Annotated in this window: 10 protein-coding genes; 4 read left to right on the forward strand and 6 right to left on the reverse strand. The window is 68.2% G+C overall.

Annotated elements, in window-relative coordinates; genetic code table 11:
- Positions 1–11: 11 nt before the first annotated feature.
- The 5 genes from MZTS_RS20390 to leuS all read right to left on the reverse strand — a co-directional run bounded on the left by MZTS_RS20390 (position 12) and on the right by leuS (position 7,445).
- Entirely contained in the window at positions 12–857 is an 846-nt protein-coding gene (locus MZTS_RS20390) for a ParA family protein (protein WP_246482208.1), read from the reverse strand.
- Positions 854–1,489, reverse strand: a complete 636-nt coding sequence (gene rsmG, locus MZTS_RS20395) for a 16S rRNA (guanine(527)-N(7))-methyltransferase RsmG (RefSeq protein WP_192285210.1) — start codon at positions 1,487–1,489, stop codon at positions 854–856. Before rsmG ends, MZTS_RS20390 begins: the two co-directional genes overlap by 4 nt.
- A 16-nt stretch (positions 1,490–1,505) precedes the next feature.
- A complete protein-coding gene (gene mnmG / locus MZTS_RS20400; RefSeq protein ID WP_192285211.1) occupies positions 1,506–3,380 on the reverse strand; it encodes a tRNA uridine-5-carboxymethylaminomethyl(34) synthesis enzyme MnmG in 1,875 nt (624 codons plus the stop codon).
- Between the two features lie 84 nt (positions 3,381–3,464).
- Positions 3,465–4,799 (reverse strand): tRNA uridine-5-carboxymethylaminomethyl(34) synthesis GTPase MnmE, encoded by a 1,335-nt coding sequence (gene mnmE, locus MZTS_RS20405; protein ID WP_192285212.1) that lies wholly within the window; start codon positions 4,797–4,799, stop codon positions 3,465–3,467.
- Positions 4,800–4,832: 33 nt separating this feature from the next.
- Positions 4,833–7,445: a leucine--tRNA ligase gene (gene leuS / locus MZTS_RS20410; protein WP_192285213.1), complete on the reverse strand. Its 2,613-nt coding sequence runs from the start codon at positions 7,443–7,445 to the stop codon at positions 4,833–4,835.
- A 314-nt stretch (positions 7,446–7,759) separates the two neighbouring features.
- On the opposite strand from leuS, the gene MZTS_RS20415 reads away from it, so the two are divergent.
- Positions 7,760–8,506 (forward strand): YggS family pyridoxal phosphate-dependent enzyme, encoded by a 747-nt coding sequence (locus tag MZTS_RS20415; protein ID WP_192285214.1) that lies wholly within the window; start codon positions 7,760–7,762, stop codon positions 8,504–8,506.
- A gap of 147 nt (positions 8,507–8,653) precedes the next feature.
- Here MZTS_RS20415 and MZTS_RS20420 read toward each other — a convergent pair whose 3' ends face one another.
- Entirely contained in the window at positions 8,654–9,250 is a 597-nt protein-coding gene (locus MZTS_RS20420; RefSeq protein ID WP_246482209.1) for a L,D-transpeptidase family protein, read from the reverse strand.
- A gap of 282 nt (positions 9,251–9,532) precedes the next feature.
- Here MZTS_RS20420 and MZTS_RS20425 point away from each other — a divergent pair, with 282 nt between their 5' ends.
- From MZTS_RS20425 to MZTS_RS20435, 3 genes are all read left to right on the forward strand, one after another.
- Positions 9,533–10,219, forward strand: coding sequence for a response regulator transcription factor (locus MZTS_RS20425; RefSeq protein WP_192285215.1), 687 nt, complete (start codon positions 9,533–9,535; stop codon positions 10,217–10,219).
- A gap of 138 nt (positions 10,220–10,357) precedes the next feature.
- Positions 10,358–10,825: a cyclic nucleotide-binding domain-containing protein gene (locus tag MZTS_RS20430; RefSeq protein WP_192285216.1), complete on the forward strand. Its 468-nt coding sequence runs from the start codon at positions 10,358–10,360 to the stop codon at positions 10,823–10,825.
- A gap of 61 nt (positions 10,826–10,886) precedes the next feature.
- The coding region (locus MZTS_RS20435; protein ID WP_192285217.1) for a 2,3,4,5-tetrahydropyridine-2,6-dicarboxylate N-succinyltransferase at positions 10,887–11,486 on the forward strand (600 nt) is incomplete at its 3' end.

Below are 11,486 nucleotides of genomic sequence, written 5' to 3' on the forward strand. Positions count from 1 at the left end.
GCCAGGGGCACTCAGGCGGCTGCGGCGGGAGGCGGGGCTCGGCCTTCGCGCTGGATCACCTCCGAGGCGAGGCGCAGATAGGCTTGCGAGCCGGCGCATTTCAGATCGTAGAGGAGCACCGGCTTGCCGTGGGACGGCGCTTCCGACACCCGCACGTTGCGGGGAATCATGGTCTCGTAAACCTTGTCGCCGAGGAAGCCGCGCACATCGGCCACCACCTGGGTCGAGAGGTTGTTGCGCGGGTCGTACATGGTCAGCACGACACCCTGGATCTGAAGCTTGGGGTTCAGCGCCCCGCGCACCTGCTCGACGGTGCGCAGCAACTGGCTCAAGCCTTCGAGGGCGAAGAACTCGCATTGCAGCGGCACCATCACCGCGTCGGCCGCGGCCAGGGCGTTGATGGTCAGCAGGTTGAGAGAGGGCGGGCAGTCGATCAGGACGTAGCTGATCGGCTCCATGCCCTCCGGCGTGGTGAGATCGCTCAGGATGTTGCGCAGACGGTGGGCCCGATCCGGCGCGCTCGCCAGTTCCAGTTCGAGGCCGAGCAGATCCATGGTCGAGGGCGCGACGGAGAGCCGGGGCACGGCGGTCGGCGTGATCGCCTCGGTCAGCGGCGCCTCACCGGCCATCACATGGTAGGTCGACACGGTGCGACGGCGGCGGTCGATGCCGAGGCCGGTGGAGGCGTTGCCCTGCGGATCGAGATCGATCACCAGCACCTGCTCGCCGATGGCCGCCAGCGCGGTGCCGAGATTGATCGCCGTGGTGGTCTTGCCGACGCCGCCCTTCTGATTGGCCAGCGCGAGCACGCGGAGCGGTTTTGCCGGGGCTGTTGAGGCCATGGGAGAATCGGTCATGGGTCCACGCGGGAAAGCGACGTGACGCGCACGATCCGTGCCTGCGAGTCGGTGCGGCTCGGAATCAGGTCGCGGGTGAATGTCCACTCTCTCTCGGCCTCGGTCAATTCCGCGGCTGCATCACGTCCCTTCGGAAACAGCCCGACCGTGCCCTTTGTCAACAACGGCTCGGCCCAGGAGAGGAGTTGCGTCAGCGAAGCAAGCGCACGGGCGCAGACGATGTCGGCCCCGACCTGCTCAGCCATGACGGCTTCGATGCGCCCGTTGAGAATGGTGACCGGCGCAGAGGTGAGGCGGCCCGTCTCCGTGAGGAAGGCGCATTTGCGCGCATTGCTCTCGACCAAGGTGACATGGAAACCCGACCGGTCACGCCCCGCGATGGCAAGGATAAGGCCGGGGATTCCGGCGCCGGAGCCGAGATCGACCCATGTCTTGGCATCGGGTGCCAAGGCGAGCAGTTGCAGCGCATCGGCGATGTGCCGGTTCCAGACTTCCGAGAGAGTGGCCGGTCCGACGAGATTTTTGACCGACTGCCAGCGGGTCAGCTGGCTGACGTAAAGATCAAGTGATTCGGCTGTTTCACGTGAAACATTGTGCTCCCTCAGAACGCGGGCACGCTGGTTATTGCTCATCGGCTCGACTCTGTCCTCAAGCCGTCGCAGCCGCACGGTTACGGCGAGCATGGGCGGCGAGCAGCGTCAGGGCAGCCGGGGTGACGCCCTCGATCCGGGCGGCCTGACCGAGCGTACCCGGCCTGACGCCATCGAGCTTCGCCCGCATCTCGTTGGAAAGCCCGGCGATAGCCCCGTAATCGAGGGAGGGCGGCAGGCGGACCGCTTCATCGCGGCGGAAGGCGGCGATGTCGGCCTGTTGACGGTCGAGATAGACCGCGTAGGTCGCGTCGGTGCGCAGGCGCTCGGCCACCCGAGGCGAAACCGAGCCCAGTTCCGGCCAGATCGCGGAGAGCCGCTCCCACCCGATTTCCGGATAGGACAGGAGTTGGAAGGCGCTGCGGCGCAGGCCATCGCGGTTGAGGGCGAGGCCGTAGGCGGCCGCTTCATTCGGAGTCAGGCTCAAGCTGTCGAGACGCGCCCTCGCCTCGGCAAGAGCGGTCTGTGACGTGGCGAAGTGCATGGCACGCGCCGCGCCGACGCAGCCCAGGACAGCACCGCGCGGCGTGAGCCGTTCGTCGGCGTTGTCCACGCGCAGGCTCAGACGGTACTCGGAGCGCGAGGTGAACATCCGGTAGGGCTCGCTCGCCCCATGGGTGACGAGGTCGTCGATCATCACGCCGAGATAGGATTCGGCCCGATCGAACACCGCCAGTTCGGAGCCGCCCGCGAGCCGCGCCGCGTTGAGGCCGGCGACCAGCCCCTGCCCCGCCGCCTCCTCGTAGCCGGTCGTCCCATTGATCTGTCCGGCCAGGAACAGGCCCGGCAGCCGCTTCGCCTGCAGGGTCGCGTCGAGCTCACGCGGATCGACGTAATCGTACTCGATGGCGTAGCCCGGCCGCAGGATGCGCGTGCGTTCCAGGCCGGGAATCGACGCGATGATACCGGCCTGAACCTCCTCCGGCAGGGCCGTGGAGATTCCGTTCGGGTAGACGGTCGGATCGTCGAGCCCCTCGGGTTCGAGGAAGATCTGATGGCCTTCCCGGTCGCCGAATCGCACCACCTTGTCCTCGATCGAGGGGCAGTAGCGCGGGCCGCGGCTGCTGATGCCGCCGGAATACATCGGCGAACGGTGGAGGTTGGCGCGGATCAGGTCATGGGTCGCCTGCGTCGTGCGGGTGATGCCGCAGGCGATCTGCGGTGTGGTGATCCGTTCGGTCAGAGTCGAGAACGGCACCGGGTCCTCGTCGGCGTGCTGCATCTCGAGGGACGCCCAATCGATGGTGCGCCCATCGAGACGGGCCGGCGTGCCGGTTTTCAGGCGGCCGAGGCGGAAGCCGTGCCGGTCCAGGGTCTGAGCCAGCCCGACCGCCGGGCCCTCCCCGACCCGCCCGGCGGGGATCTGCCGCTCGCCGATATGGATCAATCCGCGCAGGAAGGTGCCGGTGGTGATGACCACGGCGGCGGCGGTGAGTGTGCGCCCATCGGTCAGGATTGCGCCCGCGACGCGCCCCTCGGCGACGACCAGATCCTCCGCTTCGCCTTCGATGACGGTGAGCCCGGGCGTTTCCGCGACGGCCCGCTGCATGGCGGCCGCGTAGAGCGCCCGGTCGGCCTGGGTGCGAGGCCCCCGCACCGCCGGCCCCTTGCGGCGGTTGAGCAGGCGAAACTGGATGCCGGCGGCATCGGCGACACGGCCCATCAACCCGTCGAGGGCATCGACCTCGCGGACGAGATGGCCCTTGCCGAGGCCGCCGATGGCCGGGTTGCAGGACATGGCGCCGATGGTCGCGGCGCGATGCGTGACGAGCGCCGTGCGGGCACCAACCCGCGCCGCCGCCGCCGCGGCTTCGACGCCGGCATGGCCGCCGCCAACGACAATGACGTCGTAGCTCGAAGATGAGAAGGACATGGATGTGCTTATGCGCCTGTCGGCGAAGAGGTCAACGCGATCTTGAATGGTGAAACCGGCGGTCGGCGGAAGCGGCGAGACGGCTTATTTGCCGATGCAGAAGCCCGCAAAAAGTCGATCCAGCATCTCCTCGACACCGACATGGCCACCGACTTCGCCGAGGGCGCGGACCGCCAGTCGTAGATCCTCGGCCAGGAGTTCCGGCGGAAAGCCGGAAGGGGCCGTGATCAGGCGTTCGAGATGCTGTGCCGCCCGGGTCAACGCCTCCCGGTGCCGCTCGCGGGTGATGAGAGCATCGCCATGGCCGAGGCTGGCTTCGGCGGCAGCCTGGATGGCGTCGAGAAGCGCATCGAGCCCTGCCCCGGTGACGGCGGAAATGGCGAGGCCTTGCGGTTCGGCGCCGCCGGCCGCGAGGTCGGCCTTGGTCTGAACGACAAGCGTCGGTGCGCCGGTCACCGCCTGACGGTCGGGCCTATCGCCCATCGGAACGAGGTGGAGGATCAGGTCGGCACTCTGCATCCGGCGCCGGGTCCGGTTCACGCCCTCGGCCTCGATCCTGTCCTCCGTCTCGCGCAGGCCGGCGGTATCGACCAGCACCACCGGCAGCCCGCCGAGATCGCAGCGCACCTCGATCGCGTCGCGGGTGGTGCCGGGAATTTCGGAAACGATGGCGGCGTCGCGTCCGCTCAGGGCGTTCAGCAAGGTCGATTTGCCGGCATTGGGCGCGCCGGCCAGGACCACGCAGAAGCCCTCGCGCAAACGCTCGCCGCGATGTCCGTCGGCGAGGGCGGCGCGGATGGCGCCATGCAGCTTCCGCGCTTTTTCGGTGAGGATGGCGTCGAGGCCCTCGTCGTCGACATCCCCCTCATCGGAGAAGTCGAGGGCCGCTTCGGCCTGAGCCAGCAGCTCGATGCCGGTTTCTCGCCATGCCGCGACCTGACGGCCGAGGGCGCCGTCGAGCTGGCGCAGGGCCTGAACACGCTGTGCCTCGGTCTCGGCCTCAATGAGGTCGGCGATGCCCTCGGCTTCGGTGAGGTCGATGCGCCCATTGAGGAAGGCGCGGCGGCTGAAAGCCCCGGCCTCCGCCGGACGGCATCCCGGCACCCGGCTCAAGGCCTGCAGGACGGCTGTCCGCACCGCCACGCCGCCATGCAGGTGCAGCTCGGCCATATCCTCGCCGGTGGCCGTCCCGGGGCCCGGCAGCCAGACGATGACGGCCTGGTCGAGGACGGCCTGTGTCGCGGGATCGCGCAGATGCCGCAGGGACAGTCGACGTGGCTCCGGCCTTCCCCCTGCCAGGGCATCGAGGGCGGTTCCCGCAGCGGGCCCGCTGATCCGCACCAGCGCCACCGCCGCGCGGCCGAGGCCGCTCGCCGGGGCGAAGATGGTGTCGTCGCGGGTGGGGAGAAGGCTCGCCATGCTGCGGAGTGTGACGGTGAAGGGACGGCGCCCCTACACCACGAGGTTCACGATCCGGCCCGGAACGACAATCACCTTGCGCGGAGCGCGGCCTTCGAGAGCCCGCTGCACCGCGTCCAGGGCCAGGGTCGCCGCTTCCACCGCCTTGGCATCGGCATCGCGCGGGACGGTGACGTCGGCGCGCTTCTTGCCGTTGATCTGGATGGGGAGGGTGATCTCGTCCTCCACCAGCAGGGCGCGGTCGATCTCGGGCCAGGATGCCTCGGCGACCAAGCCCTGACCGCCCAGCACGCGCCAGCACTCCTCGGCGAGATGCGGCATCATCGGCGCGATGAGCTGCACCAGGATGCGTGCCGCCTCCCCGGCCCCGGCCTGCGAGGCGCCGCCGCGCAGGGCCTCGTCGACGGCATTGGCCAGGGTGTAGATATGGGCGACGCAGCGGTTGAAGCGCAGGCGCTCGACATCCTCCTCCACCGCAGCCAAGGCCTTGTGCGCGGCCTTGCGCAGGGAAGCGTCGACGGCACCGCCCTCCCCCTTGGCCGCAGCGGCCGCATTCACCAGCCGCCAGACTCTCTGCACGAAGCGGGCGGCGCCCTGTACGCCCTCCTCCGTCCAGATCACGTCGCGCTCAGGCGGCGAATCGGACAGCATGAACCAGCGGGCGGTATCGGCTCCGTAGCTGGCAATGATGTCGTCGGGGTCGACGACGTTCTTCTTCGATTTCGACATCTTCTCGGTTTGGCCGATCTCGATGGCCTCGCCGGTTTTCACGTGAAATGCGCGGCGCTCACTGCCCTGCGTTTCGAAGCGGATTTCGGCCGGCGATACCCAGGCCCCGGTCGGGTCCTTGTAGGTTTCGTGGACGACCATGCCCTGGGTGAACAGGCCGGCGAAGGGCTCGGACACGCCGGCCCAACCGGTCTCCCGCATCGCCCGCATGAAGAAGCGCGAATAGAGCAGGTGCAGGATCGCGTGCTCGACGCCGCCGATATACTGGTCCACGGCCAGCCAGTGATCGACGGTCTTGCGGTCGGTCGGGGCCTCGGTCAGCCACGGCGCGGTGAAGCGGGCATAGTACCAGGACGAATCGACGAAGGTGTCCATGGTGTCGGTTTCGCGCCGAGCCGCCTCGCCGCAGCGCGGGCACGGCACTTGCCGCCACGCATGATCCCGCTCCAGCGGATTGCCGGGCTGATCGAAGGAGACCTCGTCGGGCAGCTTCACCGGCAGGTCCTCGACCGGCACAGGCACCGGGCCGCAGGCCTCGCAGTGAATGATCGGGATCGGGCAGCCCCAGTAGCGCTGGCGCGAGACGCCCCAATCGCGCAGGCGGAACTGCACCTTGCGGCGGGCGACCGGAGCACCGTTCAGCACCTCGCCCTCCAGCCGGTCGGCGACGGTGGCGAAGGCCTCGTCGGTCGTCATGCCATCGAGGAAGCGGGAATGGATCATCCGCCCGTCACCGTCATAGGCGGTGTCGGTGATGATGAAGCTGGCCGGGTCCTGCCCCTCCGGGCAGACCACGGGCGTGTTGCCGAGCCCGTACTTGTTGGCGAAGTCGAGGTCGCGCTGGTCATGGGCCGGGCAGCCGAACACGGCGCCGGTGCCGTAGTCCATCAGCACGAAGTTCGCGACATAGACCGGCAACTCCCACGCCGGATCGAGCGGATGGCGCACGGTGAGGCCGGTGTCGAAACCGAGCTTCTCCGCCGTGTCGATCGCCTCCTGCGCCGTGCCGATGCGGCGGCATTCCTCCGCGAAGGTCTGCAGGGCCGCCGCGTTCGGGCCCGATGCGGCGAGTGCCTTGGCCAGGGGGTGGTCGACCGAGATCGCCAGGAACTTGGCGCCGAACAGCGTGTCGGGCCGAGTGGTGTAGACCGTCAGCTCCTCCGTTCCGGCGAAGGGCTTGGCCAGGGCGAACCGAACCTCAAGGCCTTCCGAGCGGCCGATCCAGTTGCGCTGCATCAGCCGGACCTTCTCCGGCCAGCGCTCCAGGCTGTCGAGGGCGTCGTGCAGATCCTGGGCGAAATCGGTGATCTTGAAGAACCACTGGGTCAGTTCGCGCTGCTCGACGAGCGCGCCCGAGCGCCACCCGCGCCCGTCGATGACCTGCTCGTTGGCGAGCACGGTGTGATCGACCGGATCCCAGTTCACCTTGGCGGTACGCCGGGTGACGAGTCCCTTCGCCAGGAAGTCGAGGAACATCCGCTGCTGGTGCTTGTAGTAATCGGGATCGCAGGTCGCGATCTCGCGGCTCCAGTCGAGCGACAGGCCCATGCTCTGCAATTGCCCGCGCATGGTGGCGATGTTGGCGTAGGTCCAGTCCCGCGGGTTGACTTTGCGCTCCATGGCCGCGTTCTCGGCTGGCAGGCCGAAGGCATCCCAGCCCATGGGATGGAGCACGTTGTGGCCCTTGGCGCGCTTGTAGCGGGCGACCACGTCGCCCATCGCGTAGTTGCGCACGTGGCCGATATGGATGCGCCCCGACGGATAGGGAAACATCTCCAACACGTAGTATTTCGGGCGCGGATCGTCGTTCTTCGTCTCGAACAGCTTCGCTTGATCCCAAGCCTGCTGCCAGCGCGGCTCGGCATCCTTGGCGTTGTAGCGCTCGGGGATCGTCGGGGAGGGGGCGGAGTCGGTCATCTCGGGCGCCGGGATCAGCGAAGAAGGGGTGAGGCCGCGCGAAGCGTCGCGCGCCGGAACCCGGCACCTAGCATATCCGCACGGCGAAGGGTCAACGATCGGCGCGGCTCAGCCCTGCCGCGGCCAGGTTGGCGCTCTGTGGAGGCTGTTCGCGCGGATCGGATATCCCGTGTCTCCGGTCGCGCCCGCGCGAATGCGTCGAACATCGGAACCTGTTTTCCGTTCACATGCTGAGACCGGCATGTCGTGGGCATCTGGGAGCCTCGCGGATCGCCGGCCTTGAAGTCCCGTCCGCGCCGCCGCTAGGAGGAGCCATGACCGACGAGAGCCCTATCCGCGATGCCACGCCGCCGCTGGCCAAGCCGCCGCTGGCCAAGCCGCCGGTGGGCGAGGCCGATGTCGCCGCCGGGCTCGCGGAGGTGCGCGCCGGCATCCGCCGGGCGGCGGAGGACAGCGAGCGCGATCCGGCCAGCGTCCATCTCGTTGCCGTGTCGAAGACCGTGCCGGCCGAAGGCATCCTCCCGGCCCTCGAAGCCGGGCAGCGGATCTTCGGCGAGAACTACGTCCAGGAATCCAAGGGCAAGTGGCCGGCGCTGAAGGAGCGCTTCCCGGATATCGAACTGCATCTCGTCGGACCTTTGCAATCGAACAAGGCCCGCGAGGCCGTCGAACTGTTCGACGTGATCCATTCCCTCGACCGGCTGTCGCTGGCCGCCGCCCTCGCCAAGGAGATCGAGCGGACCGGCCGTGCGCCCAAGCTGCTGATCCAGGTCAATACCGGGGACGAGGCGCAGAAGGCCGGGGTGGCGCCGGATCAGGTCGATGTCCTGCTCTCAGAATGCCGCGAGACCCACGGCCTCGCCATTCACGGCCTGATGTGCATCCCGCCGGCGGAGGATCCGCCCTCCCCGCATTTCGCCCTGCTCGCGCGGATCGCCGGGCGCCATGGCTTGCCGATCCTGTCGATGGGCATGAGTGCCGATTATCCGGCCGCGATCCAGATGGGCGCGACCCATGTCCGCGTTGGCACGGCGATCTTCGGGCGGCGGGCCCGGCGCTGACACCATCCCAACAGGCTGCGGGCCGGCGCGAATGATGTGCCGGCTATTCACTTGGGTCGAATCCAGATGGTCTCCAAGAGCGCGAGAGGCTGCGCGGAAGCCGCTAGCACGCTGTCGAAACACGAGGATTAGCCGGTTAACAAAATCTCACCGACCGATCTGCATGCGTGTCCGCGGTCCCAGTCGGCGCAGCAGTCGCAGCAGATCGGCGGGCCTGAGGGCGACGCAGCCTTCGGTGGGGCGGTAGCCGGGGCGGGCGATGTGCAGGAAGATCGCCGAACCGCGTCCCGGTCGGATCGGCCCGCGGTTGTAGTCGAGGTCAATCACGAGATCGTAGAGGCCGTCGTCGCGCCAGAGGATCTCGGCGCTCGCCGTATCGCTGGGCAACCGGATCGGCCGGTTGTAGCGGCGGTCCTGCGGTGCGTCGCACCAGCCGTCATGCCGCCGCGTCGCCCGCAGGGGAAGTGCGCTCACGGGGCGGACGGGAAAACGGTCGGGCCGATAGAACCCGCCGCGCAGGCGGAACACACCCCGGGGCGAAGCGCCGTCCCCTTCCCGCTTGCAGGTCGTGATACCGGAGCGCCCGAGCGCGCAGGGGATCACGGTTGTACCCGCGAGCAAGGTGCCCCGGGTCGGGTCACCCGGCAACGGGCGCACCCGCAGGAGGTCGAGCGTGGCGATCCGCCTTCCCTTCCTCGTCTCGCTGCGGCCTGCTCCAGGCTTTGTCGGGCGAAAACACCGCATTGCCAGTTTATCCCGCGCTCCGCTCCGTTCACCACTGCCCTCAAGCAGCGCTTCCAAAGGGAAATAGCGAAAATTCTGCATAAAAGCGCGAACCGGATGTCCGCGAGCGTAAAACGGACTAGGTTTATCTCTCGGTGGGGCCGTGAGGGTGCCGTCCGTGGCCAAGCCGGCGGGTGGTATGCTATTTAAGCCGGCTTGCCGTGATGAAATTGCCTGGGTCATCCGCCGAGCCTCGCCTGAGGCCGGAGGTGGCCGGAAAGCCTGTCGAGAGCCGCTGCGTCGATGTCCAACCCTTATTGCCTCCTCGTCTGCGACGACGACGACGCCCTGCGCGAGGCATTGACGGAACAGATCGACGCCTATGACGAATTCTCCGTCGTCGGCGAGCCAACGGCGGCCGGAGCGATCGCCCGCGTCGGCCAGGAGCCGGTCGATCTGGTCGTGATGGATCTCGGCCTGCCGGACATGGACGGGCGCGAGGCCGTGCGCACCCTGCGCCGGAACGGCTATCGCGGCCCGATCATCATGCTCACCGCCCAGGAATCCGACGACGACATGGTCGAGGGACTGGAGGCGGGCGCCAACGACTACGTGGTCAAGCCGTTCAAGTTCGCCGTGCTGCTCGCCCGGATCCGCGTGCAGCTGCGCCAGCACGAGGCCAGCGAGGATGCGGTGTTCCGCATCGGCCCCTACACCTTCCGCCCCGGCGCCAAGCTGCTGGTGGGGGAGCGCGGCTCCAAGCTGAAGCTGACCGAGAAGGAGACGGCGATCCTGCGCTATCTCTACCGGGCCGGCCGCGAAGTGGTGGGGCGCGATACGCTGCTCGCCGAGGTGTGGGGCTACAACGCCCATGTCACCACGCATACCCTGGAAACCCATATCTACCGGCTGCGCCAGAAGATCGAGCCGAACCCGGCGATGGCCGCCATCCTCGTTACCGAAGGCGGCGGCTACAAGCTGCTTCCCTGATCCCCGAAGGCGAGGGGCGGCACGGATATCCACCGCCTCCCACACCCATAGCCCCACGGAACGCGTATCGCCGGGTCTCCGCATCGGTTAATCTGCCCGCATCGGCGAAATGGCGTGATCGGGGAGCGGGGTTAGGCGTTGGGGCTCGATGACGACATCGCCATCCTCGCCACGGCGCCCGTTTTCGAGCTGTTCGAACGCGATGCGTTGCGCCTTCTGAGCTTTGCCGGTGAGCGGCGCCATCTCGACGAGGGCGAGCTTTTGTTCTCCCGCGGCGAGCCCTCCGATGGGGGCTACGTGGTGATGGCGGGCACGCTCGCGCTGATCCCGCGTCGGCCCGGGGAAGAGCCGGTCAAGGTCTCGCGCTCGGGGTTGATCGGGCGCAATGCCCTGTTCCGTCAGGTCGAGCGTCCGGCCGATGCGAGAGCGACCGAGCCGTCCGAGGTGATGCGCGTGACCCCCTCGGTGATGAGCCGGGTCCTGCGTGAGTTTCCCGACGTTGCCGCGGCGATCCATGGCGGCATGGCCGAGGAACTGCTCGATCTCGTGCGGGGATTGTCGGGCGTGCAGGAGCGGCTCACCCGGCTGTCCCCACGCAAACGGTGACAGGGCCGGGCGGCTTTTGTAAGCACGGGCCTCTTCGCGCTCATTCGTCCGGAAAGCTCCGATGTCCCAAGCTGCGTCCCACGCCGATCTCGAAAAGACCATCGAAACCGCCTGGGAGGAGCGCGCCGGCATCTCGACCGCCACCACCGGCGTCGTCCGCGAGGCGGTGGACGAGGCGCTGAGCCTGCTCGATTCCGGCCGTGCCCGCGTCGCCGAGAAGGTGGGGGAGTCCTGGCAGGTCAACCAGTGGCTCAAGAAGGCGGTGCTGCTCTCCTTCCGCCTCAACGACATGGTGCCGATCGAGGGCGGCCCCGGCTCTTCCACGTGGTGGGACAAGGTGCCGTCGAAGTTCGCCGGCTGGGGTGAGACGGAGTTCCGGGCCGCCGGCTTCCGCGCCGTGCCGGGCTGCTTCGTGCGCCGTGGCTCCTACATCGCCCCGGGCGCGGTGCTGATGCCGAGCTTCATCAATCTCGGCGCCCATGTGGGCGATGGCACCATGGTCGATACCTGGGTGACCATCGGCTCCTGTGCCCAGGTGGGCAAGAACTGCCACATCTCCGGCGGCGCCGGCATCGCGGGCGTGCTGGAGCCGCTCCAGGCCAATCCGGTCATCATCGAGGACAATTGCTTCATCGGCGCCCGCGCCGATGAAGCAATTGTC

Source organism: Methylorubrum zatmanii (genome assembly GCF_014845115.1).
Lineage (GTDB): Bacteria > Pseudomonadota > Alphaproteobacteria > Rhizobiales > Beijerinckiaceae > Methylobacterium > Methylobacterium zatmanii.